This is a genomic window from Halorubrum sp. (assembly GCF_046498025.1).
GTDB lineage: Archaea > Halobacteriota > Halobacteria > Halobacteriales > Haloferacaceae > Halorubrum.
Genome location: NZ_JAWOBM010000078.1, coordinates 1 through 17224, shown reverse-complemented (window position 1 = coordinate 17224; position 17224 = coordinate 1). Strand labels below are relative to the sequence as shown.

Here is a 17224-nt window from a genome sequence, read left to right as displayed (position 1 = left end):
GTGTCGCGGGCGGGCGGCGGAGCGGTGTCCGGGCCGGGGCGACGAGCGGACTCAGTCGATCCTGAGGAACCGGGCGGGATACGCCAGGTCGCTCTGACGCGGGGTCACGACGACGAACGAGTGCGGCGGTAACGCCGCGAGGTCCCGCGGGAGGTCGGCGAGGGCCGGCGTCCAGCCGACGCCCCCCTGACGCGGCGAGATCGACGCGACGAGGTCGTCGGGACCGGTGTTCTCTTCGAGTCGCGTCAGGAGCGTCGACCAGTCGGGAACGCCCTCGAACTCGCCGTCGAGCTCGGGCTCGACCAGCCCGAACAGCCGCTCGTACTGGCGCGGATTGTCCTCGACGACGTAGACGCGGAGCGACGCGCCGAGCCGTTCGGTCAGCCGCTTGAGCAGGTGGACCGCCTCGTAGAACCCGTCGTGGTGGTCGACGCCCGGGGGGATCACGACGAACACCTCGTCCGTCGTGTTGAGGGGATGTCCAAGCCGCGAGACGAGGACGGGAACGGTCGTCCGGCGGAGGACCTGGTCGATGACGCTGCCGAACACGCGGTTCGACAGCGAGCGCCCCGCGTCCCAGCCCATGACCACCACGTCCGCGCGGGTCTCCGTGGTCGCGCGCACGATCCCCGACGCGACGTTGTGGTTGACGCGCGTCTCGGTCCGCACGGGGACCTCCGCCGCCTCGGCGTGGTCCACGGCGTCGGCGAACGATTCCTCCGCCTCCTCGACCTCCGCTTCCGGATCGGGCGTCCGGTTGGGTCGGACGACCGTCAGCAGGTGGACCGGGGCCTCGGTCAGGTCGTCTTTGAGCGTGAACGCCAGGTCGAGGAGAGCCCGCTGCTTCTCGGCGTCCGTCGACAGCGGCAGCAGGATCCGGGGGTCGAACTCCCGCGTGTCCCCGGGCTCGACGTCCTCCGCCAGCGCTACCCGGGTGCCGTACCGCTCGGTCAGCCACGGGCTGACGACGGCCGCCACCAGCATCATCAGCACGACCGCGTTGAGCACGTCGGTCCCGAACAGGCCGACGTCGAAGCCGATCAGGGTGATCGCCAGCGCGGCGGCCGCCTGCCCCACCGACAGGCCCGTGATGACGCCGAACTCGTTGCGGTCGTAGCCCTGGACCAGGGTCACGAGCCCCGACGCCGCCACCTTGGTGACGAGCATGACGCCGATGATGACCCCGGCGACGAACAGGGTCCGCGGGCCGTCGAGGATGACGCCGGGGTCGACCAACATCCCGACGTACAGCAGGAAGAACGGGACGAACAGGGCGTTCCCGACGAACTCGATCCGGTTCATGAGCGGTCCGCCCCTGGCGATCAGCCGGTTGAGCGCGATTCCCGCCACGAACGCGCCGAGGATGTCCGCGAGCCCGAGGACCTCGGCGAAGCTGGCCGCGCCGAAGATGGCGGCCCCGACCAGCAGGAACTCGAAGTAGCTCTCCTGGCTCGTGTTCCGGAAGAACCACCGGGCGATCGGCGGGAGCACGAACCAGACCCCCGCGAACAGCACGGCGATCGAGAGGAGCACCCGGCCGAACAGGACGACCGAGAGGTCGCCCTCGACCGCGCCGAGCACGACCGCGAGCACGACGAGCGCCAGCGTGTCGGTGAAGAGGATCCCCCCGAAGACGGCGGTGACGGCTCGGTTCTTCGTCACGTCGAGTCGGTTGACGACCGGATACGCGAGCAGCGTGTGGGACGCGAACACCGCGGACAGCAGGAGCGCGGCCCACGTCCCGAGGTCGAGGACCGTCACGCCGACGGCGGTGCCGACGACGAACGGAAGCAGGAAGCTCGTCAGCCCGAACAGCGCGGCGTCCTCCGGAGCGGCCGCGAACCCGCGGAGGTCGAGCTCGAGCCCGACGGTGAACAGCAGGTACACCAGCCCGACGTTCCCCAGGAGGACGATGGCGTCGGTCAGCGCGAGGATCCCAGTTCCGTTCGGTCCGAGCGCGGCGCCGACCAGGACGATGCCGACGATCCCGGGCAGCCCGACGCGCTCGATCAGGAGGGGGGCGACGAGGAACGTCGCGAGCGCGAGCGCGAAGACGATGACGGGACGTTCGATGGGAAACGACGGGAGCGACTGGGCGAGCACGGACGCGAGGAGATGCTGGAACATGGGAGAACGGTCGAACGACTGTCGCTGCCGGACGAGGGCGACACTATGTTAAAAAAGCACCCGTGACCGCCGCGCGCGGAGAGCGGAGCAGACCGGGGCGGGAGGGAACCGAGCGGTGGGTCGCGCCCGGACCGCTACGGCGCTTCGCCCGTCTCGATGCTGAACGAGTCGCGGGGGTACGCGACGCAGGTCAGGGTGTAGCCGTCGTCGATCTCGCCCGCCTCGAGCATCTGCTGGTTGTCGTGCTCGACGAAGTCCTCGGAGGGGCCGTCGGTGATGCGGCCGGCACACGAGACGCACTGGCCCTGCCGACACGCGTACGGGAGGTCCCAGCCCTCGTCTTCCCCCTGGTCGAGGATCGGCTCGTCGTTCGAGAGCTCGACCGTCTCGCCCTGCTTGACGAACTCGACCTCGAAGTACTCGACCTCGTCTTCGGGGATGTCGCCGGGGCCGGCGCTGGCGGTGCCTCCCTCCTCCAGTTCGCCCTCCTCGCCCTCGGCGCCGCCGGCGGGGATCGCGCCGCCGCCGCCGCCGACGGCGCGGTTCCCGGGTTCGGGGAACTCGGTTTCGGGGACCGCGGCCGCGCGACGGTCGAGTATCTCGTCCGAGATGTCGGACGTGGGCTCCCACCCCGTCCCCTTCAGGCTGCTGACGAGGACGACGATCAGCGTCGCGATCACCCCGAGAACGATCGCTGGCAGGTTCGCGACGTTCGCAATGAGCGGGTTGAGCATACGAACCGATATGGAGAGGTTGCTTAAGGCCGTTTTGATCGGTCCAACCGCGTGAGAGCCGGGCGTCGGGGGCGACGCCCGCGCCGCGCGGCGTCCCGGGAGGCCGTCAAACGGACCATTTATCGGCCGAGCGACCCACTGGGCGCGCATGAAAGTGAAATCGCGGCACCACCTCCGGAGCGACGACATCGCGACGATCCGCGAGGCGATCGCCGACCACCTCGGCGTCGACATCGACGGGGACACCTTCGAGTTCGTCGAGTTCGTGGACGCGGGCTACGAGCTCGTCCTCGTCGACGGCGAGCCGGCCGTCTTCTACGTCGACGACGACGAGCCGTTCCTCACCGTCCGCGGGGCGAACGACTACGAGCCGGAGACCGGGGTCGTCACGGTCGACGCGGGCGCCGTCTCGTTCGTCTCCGACGGCGCCGACGTGATGCGCCCCGGCATCGTCGAGGCCGACCCGGAGATCCGCGGGGGCGACCTCGTCGTCGTCGCGGAGGAGACCCACGAGAAAGTCCTCGCGGTCGGCCGCGCGCTCGTCGACGGCGACGAGATGGTCGGGGACAGCGGAAAGGTCGTCCAGTCGATCCACCACGTCGGCGACGAGCTGTACGAGTTCTCGGCGTAGGCGGGCGGTTGCGACGGTTATTTATAAACGGAGGGTGCTGGCGGCGCGAGCCGACGACGGTCCGTCGCCTGTCTTGCGGTCGCTCCACGTTTGTTCGCGATCGCTTTGCGTCTGTTCGCGGTCGCTCCGCGTCTGTTCGCGGTCGCTCCGCGTCTTTTAATCGCCTCGCGCGCGACCTCCCGACAATGACCCGGATTCGGGTGCTGAGCTACAACGTGCGCTACGCCAACCGCGGCGACCACCACGACGCCTGGCACGACCGCCGCGACGCGGTCGGGGGGCTCGTCCGGTTCCACCGCCCGGACGTCGCCGCGTTCCAGGAGCCGCTCCCCGGCCAACGCCGAGACCTCCGCGAGCGGCTCCCGAGCTACGAGTTCGTCGGACGGGGGCGGGAGGCCGGCGGCGAGGGCGAGGGGTGTCCGATCGCGGCCCGAGTCGATCGGTGGGAGATCGTCGACGACGACACCTTCTGGCTCTCCGAGACGCCGGCCGAGCCGTCGACCGACTGGGGCGCCGCCCACCCGCGGATCGCGACGTGGGCGCGGGTCCGCGCCGTCGACGGAACCGCTGAACTGCTCGTCGTCAACACGCACTTCGACCACGTCAGCGCGCACGCGCGACGCGAGTCCGCGCGGTTGCTCCGCGAGCGGCTCCCGGACCTGGCGCGACGACGCGCGGGCGACCCCGACGAGACGATCCCGGTCGTCCTCGTCGGCGATCTCAACTGCACGGCGGGGTCGGATCCCCACCGGATCCTCCTCGGCGACGATCCGGAACGGGGCGCGGGCGGTCAGGTCACTGCCGACCGGCTCCCCCTCCGCGACGCCGCCGCGGTCGCCGACCTCCGGCACGGCCCGGAGACGAGTCTCACGGACTTCTCGCGGCTGATCGACGGTCGCCGGATCGACCACGCGCTCGTCTCGGAGACGGTCGGCGTCGAGGCGTTCGCCACCCTCACCGACCGCGACGACCGGGGTCGGTACCCGTCGGACCACCTGCCGATCCTGACGTGGGCGTCGCTGTAGGGAGGGACTCGTTCCCGCGACGGCTCACTCCCCGTCGCTCTCGTCGCTCTCGTCGGCGTACTTCTCCAACACCGTCTCGTAGCCGCGCTTCGCCGTCTCGTACGTCTCGCGGAGGTCGACCACCGGCGTCTCGCTTGCGTCGACGCGGAGGTCGTTGTAGTACGGGTCGTCGGTCCCTTCCTCCGTGTCCCGCACCACGAGCGCCGCGGACTGGACTTCGAGGTCCTCGCGCTTGTCGCCGCCGGCAGCGTGGCCCGCCGCGAGGGCGTCGATCAGCCGCTCCGCGAGCGGGGCGTCGCCGTGGGCGTCGGACTCGTAGGCGGCCGCAGTGTCGTCGACCACGTCCTCGCCCGTCAGGAGGTTCCCGGCGACGGTGTAGTTCTCGCCGACGACGTGCCCGTACCAGTCGTTGCACTCCTCGCCGGAGAACGCGAACGTCCCGTCGGCGTCGACGCCGTGGAGCTGGCGCTGGGGCTTGCCCTCGTCGGCGTTCAGGAGGGCCTCGAGCGCGTCGTCGACCGCGAGCCCGTCCCCGAGGTACTCGATCCCCTTCCGCCCGAGCTCGACGTTGACGAGCGACTGGGTCGCCACCGCACCGTCCGCCGACGCGAACGGACACAGGGTGCCGACCCCCGGGAGCCGGGTGGTCACCGCCACGCCGTAACGGAGCTGGTCGCCGCCGTCGTCGTCGGTGTACCGCTCGCGAACGCAGATACTGAACGTCACACCGGTCGTGAGACGGCGACCGGCAAAAGACTGCGCCCCGGGGGCGACGTTTCCGGTACCGGGCGTCGGCCGGTGCGGACCCGGGATGACCGCGGAGCCGACGCTGCCGGCTCCTCGGATAAAAGCAGATCGCTCTCGGAGCCGTTTTAAGCCCGCTCTGCGTCGATTTCGAGGGGTTAACGCGAGACAAAAGCGCAGATCGCGGGGGGATCCGTGGTGGCGCGTCTCATGTGTACCAGCGACACACTTATGAGTGCGAATCCCTCCCATACATATAGCCTCGGTTACGGGCGAACCGGTGGCCCGCGGCGGGTCCCCCTCGACGACAGCGGCGTGCGCGGCTCGATGAGCCGTCGTTTCGGCACGAAGAGCCGCGCGTCTGCGCGGTCCGGTCGTTGACGTCCCTCGCCCGTCCGAGAAACCAGATACAATGCCAGACCGACACACGCTCGAACGGCTCAGCGAGGAGTACCGGACGAACGTCCCGGACGACCTCCGGGAACCCCGCTCGTTCGACTGGTACCTCGACGCGCTGTACGAGGAGCCGCGTATCGCGCGGAACGCCCACCAGCGCGTCGCCGACATGTTCGACCACTACGGCACGCGGTACGACGAGGAACGCGGGGTCGTCGAGTACGCGCTCGCCGCGGACGACCCGCTCCACGACGGCGAGAACGTCTTCTACGGCCGCGAGGTCCACGAGTCGATTCACGAGTTCGTCAACAAGGTGAAGTCCGGCGCCCGGGGGCTCGGGCCCGAAAAGCGGATCAAGCTCCTCTTGGGCCCCGTCGGCTCCGGGAAGTCGCACTTCGACTGGCTCACGCGCCGGTACTTCGAGGCGTACACCCGCGAGGAGGCCGGCCGGATGTACACCTTCCGGTGGGTCGACCTCTGTTCGGTGATCGACGACCAGGACCCGGCCGACGACACGGTGCGCTCGCCGATGAATCAGGACCCGCTCGTGCTCCTCCCGCGCCCGCAGCGCGAGGAAGTCATCGAAGACCTCAACGAGGTCCTCGACGCCCCCTACACCCTCCGGAACGACCAACACCCGGACCCGGCCTCGGAGTTCTACCTGAACGAGCTGCTCGCGCACTACGACGACGACCTCCGGCGCGTGCTCGACGAGCACATCGAGGTCGTCCGGCTCGTCGCCGACGAGAACCGCCGGGAGTGCATCGAGACGTTCGAGCCGAAAGACAAGAAGAACCAGGACGAGACGGAGCTCACCGGCGACGTCAACTACGCGAAGCTCGCCGTCTACGGCGAGTCCGACCCGCGCGCGTTCGACTACGCCGGCGCGTTCTGTAACGCCAACCGGGGGCTCTTCTCCGGCGAGGAGCTGTTGAAACTCCAGCGCGAGTTCCTCTACGACTTCCTGCACGCCTCCCAGGAGTCGACGATCAAGCCGAAAAACAACCCCCGGATCGACATCGACCAGGTGATCGTCGGCCGGACGAACATGCCGGAGTACCGCGAGAAGACGGGCGACGAGAAGATGGAGGCGTTCAACGACCGCACCAAGCGGATCGACTACCCCTACGTGTTGGAGTACGAGAGCGAGGCGGAGATCTACCAGAAGATGCTCGACAACGCCGACGTGCCGAACGTCCACGTCGAGCCGCACGCGCTGGAGATGGCCGGCCTCTTCGGCGTACTCACCCGGTTGGAGGAGCCCACCGACGAGACGGTGAGCCTCCTCGACAAGGCGAAGGTGTACAACGGCGAGTTGGAAGACGAGGAGATCGACCGCCGGAAGCTGCGCGAGGACGGCGCCGAGCAGTCCGACGTGAGCGAGGGGATGGACGGCGTCTCGGCCCGGTTCATCGGCGACGAGATCGCCGAGGCGATCATGGACGCGACCCACCGCGAACGGGGCTACCTCTCGCCGCTCTCCGTCTTCGACCACTTCGAGGCGAACCTCGGCGGGCACGGCTCCATCGCGGCCGACGACCTCGACCGCTACGAGCGCCTCTTAGAGACCGTCCGCGAGGAGTACCGCGAGCGCGCCATCGAGGACGTCCGCCACGCGCTGGCGTACGACGTCGACGAGCTCCGGCGACAGGGCGAGAAGTACATGGACCACGTCATGGCGTACATCGACGACGACACCGTCGACGACGAGCTCACCGGGCGCGAGACGGAGCCCGACGAGACGTTCATGCGCGCGGTCGAAGAGCAGCTCGACGTCCCCTCTGACCGGAAGGACGACTTCCGGCAGGAGGTGTCGAACTGGATCTCGCGGCGCGCCCGCGAGGGGCGCGGCTTCGACCCGCAGGAGAACGACCGGCTCCGGCGCGCCTTAGAGCGCAAGCTGTGGGAGGACAAGAAACACAACATCAACTTCTCCGCGCTGGTCTCCGCGACCGACCTCGACGACGAGGAGCGCAGCGCCTGGGTCGACGCCCTCGTCGACCGGGGCTACTCCGAGGACGGCGCGGCGGAGGTGCTGGAGTACGCGGGCGCCGCCGTCGCCCGCTCGGAGATCGAAGACGGCGGGAGCTGACATGAACGACCGCGACCGATCCAACGGCGAGGCGTTCGTCCACGCGGCCGACGAGACGCTGCGGGGCGCGTACGACCCGCCGATGAGTCTCGACGAGTACGTCGACCACGTCTTAGAGAACCCCGTCGCCGCCGCCTCCGGGGCCCGCTACGTCCTCGCGGCGATCGAGTCCGAGGGCACCCGCGAGGTCCGCGAGCGCGGCGAGCGGCTGGAGCGGTACCGGTTCTTCGACGACCCGTTCAACGGCGGCGAGCACGCCGTCCTCGGCAACACCGCCGCGCTCAACGCGTTCGTCGACGACCTCCGGGCCGCCGCGGCGGGCCGCGGCAACGACGAGACAATCGTCTGGATCGACGGCCCCACCGCGACCGGGAAGTCGGAGTTCAAGCGGTGCCTCGTGAACGGGCTCCGCGAGTTCTCGAAGACGGAGAGCGGTCGTCGCTACACCGTCGAGTGGAACGTCACCGGCGCCGGGAGCGGCGGCGGTGGCGGCCTCTCGTACGGCGACGGCGGCGACACCGCCGCGTGGTACCGGAGCCCCGTGCAGGCGCACCCCCTCTCTGTGTTCCCCGAGGACGTCCGCGAGTCGATCGCCGACGCCGTCGACGACGACGCCTACCCGATCGCGGCCGACGTCGACCTCGACCCGTTCAGCCGCGAGGCGTACGACCACCTGGAGTCGACGTACCGCGACGAGGGACGCCGGGACCTGTTCTCCGCGATCACCGACCGCGACCACCTCCGCGTGACGAGCTACGTCGTCGACGTGGGCGAGGGGGTCGGGGTGCTCCACGCCGAGGACGACGGGACCGCGAAAGAGCGGCTCGTCGGCTCCTGGATGGGCGGGATGCTCCGCGAGCTCGACTCTCGCGGACGGAAGAACCCGCAGGCGTTCAGCTACGACGGCGTGCTCTCGCAGGGGAACGGCGTCGCCACCGTCGTGGAGGACGCCAGCCAGCACGCCGACCTACTCCGACGACTGCTCAACGTCCCCGACGAGCGGCGCGTGAAGTTGGACAAGGGTATCGGGATGGACCTCGACACGCAGCTGATCGTCATCTCGAACCCCGACCTCGACGCCGAGCTCGACCGCCACGCCGAGCGCGAGGGGGCCGATCCTCTGAAGGCGCTGAAGCGGCGGCTTACCCGTCACGAGTTCCGCTACCTGACGAACCGGCGGCTGGAGGCGGAGCTGCTCCGCCGCGAGGTGGGCGGCGTGCGCGGCGTGCCGACCGTCGACGGCGTCGACGAGACGGAGGTCGAGGACGACGAGGGCCCAGGGCGAGGCCAGACCGCCGACCCCGAGCGCGACCCGGCCGACGAACCCGGCGCCGCGGCCCTCGCGGTCGACGTCCGCGACGACGAGGGGAGCGTCACCGAGCGCGAGCTCGCGCCCCACGCGGTCGGGGCGGCGGCGCTGTACGCGGTCGTCACCCGACTGGACGCGGAGGATCTGCCGGCCGACCTCGGCCTCATTGAGAAGGCGGAGCTGTACGAGGCCGGCGAGCTCAGACGCCGGGACGACGACGGCGACGACGAGCTGATCACGATCGACGACGTCGACTTCGGCGACGGCGACGGGCGGAACGGGATCCCGGTGACGTACACCCGCGACGTCGTCGCCGATCTGCTGGGGACCGACGTCGACCGGAGCCACCCGGAGCTGCCGGTCGAGCGCGTCGTCACGCCGACGGACGTGCTCGACGCGATGGCCGAGGAGCTCTCGGCGGCGCCGCTGTTCTCCCGGTCGGAGGTCGCGGAGTTCGAGAGCCGGAAGACCCCGGTCGCCGAGCGCGTCCGCGAGCGCCAGCGCGCCGACGTGATCGACGCCGCTCTCGCGGAGGCGACCGTCCCGGAAGAGACGGTGGCCGAGTACGTCGAACACGTGTACGCCTGGGACGCGGACGAGCCGGTGGAGACGGAGCGCGGCCCCGAGGAGCCCGACGCGCTCGTGATGAAGGTGTTCGAGACGGAGACGCTGGGTCGGTTCGACGAGGACGACTACTACGGGACCGACCCGACGCGGCGGGTGGCCGAGTTCCGCCGCGAGCGCGTGATCCGGGCGCTCACCCGGTACGCGTGGCGGAACCGCGGCGACGAGTTCAGCGTCGACGACGTCGACCTCGGGGAGATCCCCGAGCTGCGCGAGGTCCTCGACGCGAACGACCTGGCCGACGTGAAGCGACGCTTCCCGGAGCTCGACCCGGCCGAGTGGGCGGACCCGCCGGCCGACACCGAGACGGAGCGCGTGAAGGCGGCGACGATCGAGCGCCTCGTCGACCGCGGGTACAGCCCCGCGTCGGCCGAGCTGACCAGCCGCGCCGTGATGCGCGACGCTCGAAACGAGTGGGCCGACCTCGCGGCCGACGGCAGCGACGAGAAGGGTCGGCGGGGCGGCCGCGACGAGAACGGAGGTGGTGTGGCGTGGGACTGACCGACGACCGCGAGCGCTTCCGTGAGATCGGCGAGAAGCGTCGCGAGGACCTCTCGGAGTTCATCAGCCACGGCGACCTCGGCGGCTCCGACCCGGACCGGGTCAAGATCCCGGTGAAGATCGTCGACCTCCCCTCCTTCGAGTACGACAAACGGGAGGCCGGCGGCGTCGGACAGGGGCAGGGCGGCCAGCCGCAGCCCGGCCAGCCGGTCGACCCCCAGCCCGGGGACGGCGACGAGGAGGGCGACCCCGGCGAGGAGGGCGGCGAGCACGAGTACTACGAGATGGACCCCGAGGAGTTCGCGCGCGAGCTCGACGAGGAGCTGGGGCTCGACCTCGAACCGAAGGGGAAGCGCGTGGTCGAGGAGGTGGAGGGCGACTTCACCGACACCGCCCGGGCCGGCCCGCGCGGCACCCTCGACGTCGACGAGTTCTTCAAGCGCGGACTGAAGCGCCACCTCGCGACCGACTTCGACCGGGAGTACGTCCGCGAGGGGCTGTTCGTCGCCGGCGCCGACGTGGACGACGTGTTCGCGTGGGCGCGGGGGCAGGGCGTGCCCGTCTCGCGCGCGTGGATCGCCGACGCCGCGGCGACCCTCGCGGAGGAGCGCGGCGAGCCCGTGGCGGCACTCGACCGCTGGGAGAGCTTCGACGCGCTGGACGACGAGATCGACCGCGAGCCCGTGAGTCACCGGATCCGCCGGCAGGGGATCGACAGCGTCCCCTTCCGCCGGGAGGACGAGCGGTTCCGTCACCCGGAGGTGATCGAGAAGCGCGAGCGCAACGTCGTCGTGGTGAACGTGCGGGACGCCTCGGGCTCGATGCGCGAGACGAAGCGCGAACTGGTCGAGCGCGTGTTCACGCCGATGGACTGGTACCTGACCGGGAAGTACGACGCCGCGGAGTTCCGGTACGTCGTCCACGACGCGGAGGCCTGGGAGGTCGACCGCGAGGAGTTCTTCGGGATCCAGTCGGGCGGCGGGACCCGGATCTCCAGCGCCTACGAGCTGGTCGCGGAGATCCTCGAGGAGTACCCGTACAGCGAGTGGAACCGCTACGTCTTCGCCGCCGGCGACTCCGAGAACTCCGGCAGCGACACGACCGATTCGGTGATCCCGCTCATGGAGTCCATCGACGCGAACCTCCACGCGTACGTGGAGACCCAGCCCGGCGGCGCCGCGCCGAACGCGCGCCACGCCGACGAAGTCGAGGCGGCGTTCGGCGCCGGCGACGACGTGGCGGTCGCGCGCGTCTCGAAGCCCGACGACGTCACCGACGCGATCTACGAGATCCTCAGCACCGAGGCGTCGGAGGACGGCACCGAGGCCGCCGGCAGAGCGGCGCAAAAAGGGGGTGATCGCCGATGAGAGACGAGCGCGTCGAGGCCAAACGCGCGGCGGACGTCCTCGACGAGCCCGCCGAGGAGGCTCGTGAGCTCGCGGAGCGGCTCGGACTGGCGCCGTACCTGGTCCGGTACTGGGTGGTCGACCACGACGAGATGAACGAGCTGATCGCGTACGGCGGCTTCCAGCACCGCTACCCGCACTGGCGGTGGGGGATGAACTACGAGCGACAGTCGAAGGTGGACCGCCACGGCCTCGGGAAGGCGTTCGAGATCGTCAACAACGACGACCCGAGCCACGCGTTCCTCCAGGAGTCGAACTCGCCCGCCGACCAGAAGGCCGTGATTACTCACGTCGAGGCGCACGCAGACTTCTTCGCGAACAACGGGTGGTTCGGGCTGTACGCCGACCGGGGCGAGGACGGCCCGAACGCCGCGGCCCGGCTGGAGCGCAACGCCGACCGGATCGCGGCGATCGTCGACCGACCCAACGTCGACCGCGACGAGGTCGAGCGGCTGATCGACGCCGTCTCGGCGCTGGAGGACACGATCGACCAGCACAGCCCCGTCGACGCCGCTCGGTCGGTCGAGGAACCGGGGATCGCCGAGGACGTGAGCGACCCCGACGACGATACCCTCGCGGCGATCGAAGACCGGATCGCCGAGCTCGACCTCTCCGACGAGGTGCGCCGCGACGTGTTCGACGACGAGTGGCTCGAGGAACACGGTGAGGGCGTCGAGCCGGAAGAGCCGCGCCCGGACGTGCTCGCGTTCCTGCGCGACTACGGGAAGCGGTACGACGCCGAGAGCGGAAAGGCGGTCGACCGCGAACCGTGGGAGACGACCGTCATCGACGCGATCCGCGAGGAGGCGTACTACTTCGCGGGCCAGAAGTCGACGAAGGTGATGAACGAGGGGTGGGCGACCTACTGGGAGTCGATCATGATGGGCGGCGAGGGGTTCGCCGGTCCCGACGAGTTCCTCACGTACGCCGACCACATGTCTCGGGTGCTCGGCTCGCCCGGGCTCAACCCCTACAAGCTCGGCTTCGAGCTGTGGACACACCTGGAGCTCCGCGCCGCCCGACGGGACGTGATCGACAGGCTGCTCCGCGTCGAGGGGGTGACGCCCGAGAACTTCCACTCCCGGATCGACCTCGACGAGGTCGCCGAGGCGCTCACACCGCACCCCGCGATCACCGGCGCGGGGCCGGCGACGCTCGACGAACTGGCCGACCTCGCCGGCGACGGCGACCCGCGGGTCGACGCAGAGGCCGTCGACCGCGCGCTCTCTGCCCGCACCGACGACGGGGAGATCGACCCCGAGGCCGGTCCGGACATCGAGCGGTACCCGTGGAAACTCCTCACCCGTGAGGGGCTCGCGGAGCGCCATTACGTCCTCTCGCGGCCGGAACACCGGGGCGCGCTGCGAAACGTCTCCCGGGAGACGCTGACCGAGCGCGCCCGGTACATGTTCGACGTCGACCGGTACGGGACCGTCGACGAGGCGCTCGCCGACGTGGACCGGACAGCCGGCTGGGACCGGATGCTGGAGGTGCGCGAGAGCCACAACGACGTGACGTTCATCGACGCGTTCCTCACCGAGGAGTTCGTCCGGGAGGGGAACTACTTCACCTACGAGTACAGTCGAGCGGCCGAGGAACACCGCGTCGCCAGCGTCGACGCCGACGACGTGCGTCGGAAGCTCCTGTTGCAGTTCACGAACTTCGGAAAGCCGACGGTCGTCGTGCTCGACGGGAACTACCGGAACCGCGGCGAACTCCTGCTCGGCCACCGGTTCAACGGGGTCGCGCTCGACGAGGAGTCGGCGACGGAGACGCTGAAACGCGTCTTCGAGCTGTGGGGCCGCCCCGTGAACCTCGCGACGATCCGCGTCGAGTACTCCGACGAGGCGATCCGCCGGGCGAAACGCCGGGGGGTCGAACCGGAGGGCGAGGAGGTCGGCGTGCGCTTCCAGTACGACGGCGGCGAAGTGACCGAACACGACCTCGAGCCGGAGGTCCGCGAGCGGATCGCCGCCGACGAGGTCGACTACGACACCAAGCCGGACGACTGGCTGGCGTGAGGCGGCGGTAGCGAGTGGGCCGGGGCCGCGCCGCCGGCCCCGACGACAGCGACAAGATCGGACGGTGGCGTCCTGAGCCCTACGGCGGCGCGCCGATCCCTACGACAGTGACGCGACCAGCGCGGCGACGGCCTCGGTCTCGTCCCCGTTGATCCCGTGGCCCATCCCCTCGTAGATCCGTTCGTCGACGGCGGCGCCCAGCGCCTCCAGCACCGTCGCCGTCTCGTGGACCCGTTCCACCGGGATGTGCGGATCGACGTCACTGCAGCCGAGGAACGCCGGCGTCCCGGCAAGCGGCTCGGCAGCGTTCCCGTCGACCCTGGCCGCGGCGTGGGCGACGTAGTCGTCGACGTCGATCGACTCGCCGATCAGGCCGCCGCTCAGCACCGCGAGCCCGCCGTACCGGGCCGGATGCCGCGCGACGAACTCACCGGCGAGACAGGCCCCCTGCGAGAAGCCGGCGACGAGAACGCGCTCCGTCGGAATTCCAGCGGTCGTCGCCGCCTCGACCGCGCGACCGACGGCGCGGAGACCGGAGCTCCGACCGGGCTCGTTGTCGGCGACCGGCGCGAGAAAGGAGTTCGGGTACCAGGTGTTCGCCGCCGCCTGAGGGGCCAGCAGCGCGACGTCGCCGTCGCGGGCGACCTCCTCGCCGAAGCCGACGATACTCCGGGCGGTCGCGCCGCGGCCGTGAACGAGGACGACCGCGGCGTCAGCCTCGTCGACCGGCGTCCCGGCGGCCACCAGCTCCTCGCCGGCGTGGGGGTCGTCGTCCGCGTGCGGAGTACGCCCGCTCATACGCCGACGCCCGCGTCCGCGTCGGGGAGGTCGTGTTTTATCACCGGGAGGCCCAGCTCCTCTAAGGCCCCCTTCATGTGGCGGTCCTGCGCGAAGTCGGCGCCGTCCTCCTCGCGGAGGCGCTGCGCCGTCGCGAGCACCTCGCCCTTGCGGCCGTCCGGGATCTCGTACTTGTCCGCGGAGAGCTCGATGACGAGCCCGTTGTTGTCCTGCGTGTAGATCGAATGGAATATCCCGCGATCGAACACGTTGTACCCCTTGCCGGCCTCCTCTAACGCCGCCATGATGTCCTCGTACTCGTCGGGCTCGACGCTGAAACAGAGGTGATGGACCGCGCCGGTGCCGCCGCGTTGGCCGCGGGCCGAGGGCCGGTCGTCGCTCACGAAGAACGTCAGGATTCGATCGTCGCCCGTGTCGAAGAACAGGTGCGTCTGGGACGGGTCGTCGAGGTTCGGCTGTCGGAGAACGAGCGGCATCCCGATGAGGTCGCGGTAGAAGGCGATCGTGTCGGCCTCGTTGCTCCCCCAGACGGTGATGTGATCGGTGCCGCTGGTGTGAAACGGTGCGTCCGGGAGCTCCGTCGTGACCGGAGCCGCAGTGTCGTCGCTCATACCGCTCGTACGAGCCGAGCAGGGATAAAAACGAAAGGGACCCTCGGGTGATCGACTGACATCGGTGTTATCGCCCGGCGCTCGAAGGCACCGCTCGGAGGTCGATCACGAGCACACGGGCACGTACGCAACGCACGACCCACAATCGGTACTCCTGACCGCCAGTGCGCCCCGCGCCTGCGAGTACTGCATCACCGACCTCGACGCGTCGTGGAGTTCCGTCGTCGCCTCCGTGCCTGAAATCGGTGCGAGCGGCGGCTGGCGTCCACGCTCACCGACGCGGTCGGTGACTGGCGCTCGGGACGAGCTCCCCCGGGGCCGGTATCACGAACGCTGCCAGACCGGCGGGGCGACGCCGAGCGCTCTGACGACGAACGGATAGGCGGCGGCGACGGCGACGACCAGCGCCACCGAGGGGACAAATCCAACCGACCCGACGACCCGTTCGACGAGCGTCAGTACGGCCATCATCAGGAGGAACATCACGGCCCAGTGCGGTGCGAGCTGTCGAATCTTTTCGCGGGTCGACGTCATACGCCCACAACGCGCGCAGCCAATATACCGTCTCGGGAAGCGTGAACGGCAAAAAATTCGCTCCGGGACCGCGCGGTCAGTACCGCGAGGGGATGAACGCCGCTCCGAGCAGGAGCAGCGAAGAGAGGAACGCGAGGACCAACACGCGCGTCAGTCCGCTGTTGTACTGCTGGAACTGTTCGATCTGTGCGACCTGCGCCTCGTACCCCTCGATGTCGCTCGACAGCTGCACCGTCGAGGCGTCTGGGAAGTTCGCGACGAACTCCGTCTCGCCGATCGTGACGATCGCCTCCCCCTCTATTTCGATGCTCTCAGTCTCGGTAGCCTCCCAGACGAGCACCGCCTGATCGGCCGTGACGTTGTCGACGGTGGCGGTGTTATCGCCGTACTCGAAGGCGTCATCCTCGGCGTACGACCGCTCCTCGGGGGTCGGGAAGTACTCCTCGACCGGGACGAGCGTCGACTCGCCGTCCTCAGTGACGACGACGTACTCGCCGTCGTCGCGCTCAACCGTCTCGTTGTCGGCCTGGGAGTCGTCCTCGAGGATCGCCTGCCGGTCGAGCTCTTCCACGAGTGTGAACTCGTTCGGGTCCTCTCCCGTGATCATCACGCGCCACTCGCGGTCGCCGACCTCGACGGTCGACTCGTTCGCCCACGTCTCGGACTGTTCCGCTGTCACGTTCCGCTCGATCGTCGCGACGGCCGAGGACTCTGCACCATCGTCACCCTCGACCCCGGCGACGACGTACTCTTCCCCGTCGACTTCGATCGGGTCACCTTCCGAGACCTCGAAGTCGGGGTTTTCGAAACCGATCTCCGGGCTATCAGCTGTCGCGGTGAGGACACCCGCTCCACCCGCGATCAGCACGAAGAGCGCGACGTACACGGCCACAGCGCGTCGTTGCATGGTTTCAGCATGGGTCACCCCGTGTATAACGGTTACTAAGCCGAGCCATCGTGACGACCGACCGTCCGATACGGTTCAGCGCTACCCCGGGGCGACAGCGAGAGCGGAGTCGAACCGCCTGTCCTCGCTGACCGGCTCCCGCAACCCACCGCAACGCCCCGTAGCCGGAAACACCACGCGCGGTGGTCGACACCCTCAACCGAGACGTGTCACGGACTCCGGTTGTATCAGAAATGAAGCCAAGGGCCGGATTTGAACCGGCGTTGGGCGGCTCTGCAGGCCGCTGCGTCTGACCAGACTCTGCCACCTTGGCGCCTATCGGACGTACCGCAGTCGAGCGTTTAAGCCTAGCGGTCGCGCGTAAGCGTCGACCGCGGACACGGCGCCGTAACTGGGCGCGGAGACTGCGGAGGTGCTCACAGACGCTCCGCTCTGCGGGTGAAAACGTGTGGGGCAATCGCCCCGGATGAATGGGCAGGCGGCGAACCGCGGTTCCCAGAGGATCGCTCACTCCAGTACTTCCCGGTACGCTGGTGGGCTTAACTTCCGTGTTCGGAATGGGTACGGGTGTGGCCCCACCGCTCTGGCCGCCTTTACGCCGACGCTCGGATTCGAACCGAGCCTTCCTCTCCGTAGTGGAAGACGCCTGTGTCGGTGGTTCCGATCTCGCGATCGGCCGACCGTGTATATGTGCGATCCAGTTACCGCCTGAACTCAACCGAGTGTGGTAGTGTCAGTGCCGTATGATTGTGGCTTCGGTCTGT

The 17224-nt window shown here is 69.5% G+C and carries 13 protein-coding genes, 1 tRNA gene and 1 rRNA gene; 6 read left to right on the top strand and 9 right to left on the bottom strand.

What is annotated here, in order from left to right; genetic code table 11:
- Positions 1-51: 51 nt before the first annotated feature.
- Together R6U01_RS14115 and R6U01_RS14110 are read right to left on the bottom strand one after the other, a co-directional pair.
- Positions 52-2127: a cation:proton antiporter gene (locus tag R6U01_RS14115; RefSeq protein WP_410287083.1), complete on the bottom strand. Its 2076-nt coding sequence runs from the start codon at positions 2125-2127 to the stop codon at positions 52-54.
- Between the two features lie 134 nt (positions 2128-2261).
- Positions 2262-2861 (bottom strand): 2Fe-2S iron-sulfur cluster-binding protein, encoded by a 600-nt coding sequence (locus tag R6U01_RS14110; protein ID WP_410287082.1) that lies wholly within the window; start codon positions 2859-2861, stop codon positions 2262-2264.
- 148 nt (positions 2862-3009) lie between these two features.
- Between R6U01_RS14110 and R6U01_RS14105 the strand changes: the two genes are divergently transcribed.
- Complete coding sequence (locus tag R6U01_RS14105) at positions 3010-3492, top strand: RNA-binding protein (RefSeq protein ID WP_410287081.1); 483 nt, start codon at positions 3010-3012, stop codon at positions 3490-3492.
- A 185-nt stretch (positions 3493-3677) separates the two neighbouring features.
- Positions 3678-4517, top strand: coding sequence for an endonuclease/exonuclease/phosphatase family protein (locus R6U01_RS14100; RefSeq protein ID WP_410287080.1), 840 nt, complete (start codon positions 3678-3680; stop codon positions 4515-4517).
- 24 nt (positions 4518-4541) lie between these two features.
- Here the strand turns inward: R6U01_RS14100 and R6U01_RS14095 are convergent, their stop codons facing one another.
- Positions 4542-5243 carry a DUF1028 domain-containing protein gene (locus tag R6U01_RS14095; RefSeq protein ID WP_410287079.1) on the bottom strand — a complete coding sequence of 234 codons (702 nt, stop codon included), beginning with the start codon at positions 5241-5243 and terminating at the stop codon, positions 4542-4544.
- 430 nt (positions 5244-5673) lie between these two features.
- Between R6U01_RS14095 and R6U01_RS14090 the strand changes: the two genes are divergently transcribed.
- Genes R6U01_RS14090 through R6U01_RS14075 form a run of 4 tightly spaced genes read left to right on the top strand, consistent with a single transcriptional unit; the run spans position 5674 to position 13610 of the window.
- On the top strand, positions 5674-7749 hold the full coding sequence (locus tag R6U01_RS14090) for a PrkA family serine protein kinase (RefSeq protein ID WP_410287078.1): 2076 nt from the start codon (positions 5674-5676) through the stop codon (positions 7747-7749).
- A 1-nt stretch (position 7750) separates the two neighbouring features.
- The gene (locus R6U01_RS14085; protein ID WP_410287077.1) at positions 7751-10183 is read left to right on the top strand and encodes a kinase anchor protein; all 2433 of its coding nucleotides are present in this window, start codon (positions 7751-7753) and stop codon (positions 10181-10183) included.
- Positions 10174-11550: a DUF444 family protein gene (locus tag R6U01_RS14080; protein WP_410287076.1), complete on the top strand. Its 1377-nt coding sequence runs from the start codon at positions 10174-10176 to the stop codon at positions 11548-11550. The genes R6U01_RS14085 and R6U01_RS14080 overlap by 10 nt, the downstream gene beginning before the upstream one ends.
- On the top strand, positions 11547-13610 hold the full coding sequence (locus tag R6U01_RS14075; protein ID WP_410287075.1) for a SpoVR family protein: 2064 nt from the start codon (positions 11547-11549) through the stop codon (positions 13608-13610). The genes R6U01_RS14080 and R6U01_RS14075 overlap by 4 nt, the downstream gene beginning before the upstream one ends.
- 99 nt (positions 13611-13709) lie before the next feature.
- Here R6U01_RS14075 and R6U01_RS14070 read toward each other — a convergent pair whose 3' ends face one another.
- The 6 genes from R6U01_RS14070 to rrf all read right to left on the bottom strand — a co-directional run bounded on the left by R6U01_RS14070 (position 13710) and on the right by rrf (position 17055).
- The gene (locus tag R6U01_RS14070) at positions 13710-14408 is read right to left on the bottom strand and encodes an alpha/beta hydrolase (RefSeq protein ID WP_410287074.1); all 699 of its coding nucleotides are present in this window, start codon (positions 14406-14408) and stop codon (positions 13710-13712) included.
- Positions 14405-15019, bottom strand: a complete 615-nt coding sequence (locus tag R6U01_RS14065) for a VOC family protein (RefSeq protein ID WP_410287073.1) — start codon at positions 15017-15019, stop codon at positions 14405-14407. The genes R6U01_RS14070 and R6U01_RS14065 overlap by 4 nt, the downstream gene beginning before the upstream one ends.
- Before the next feature lie 324 nt (positions 15020-15343).
- A complete protein-coding gene (locus R6U01_RS14060) occupies positions 15344-15553 on the bottom strand; it encodes a hypothetical protein (protein ID WP_410287072.1) in 210 nt (69 codons plus the stop codon).
- A 76-nt stretch (positions 15554-15629) separates the two neighbouring features.
- Positions 15630-16445, bottom strand: a complete 816-nt coding sequence (locus R6U01_RS14055) for a hypothetical protein (protein WP_410287156.1) — start codon at positions 16443-16445, stop codon at positions 15630-15632.
- A 252-nt stretch (positions 16446-16697) separates the two neighbouring features.
- A tRNA-Cys gene (locus tag R6U01_RS14050) sits at positions 16698-16773 on the bottom strand.
- 160 nt (positions 16774-16933) lie between these two features.
- A 5S ribosomal RNA gene (rrf, locus tag R6U01_RS14045) occupies positions 16934-17055 on the bottom strand.
- Positions 17056-17224: the final 169 nt, after the last annotated feature.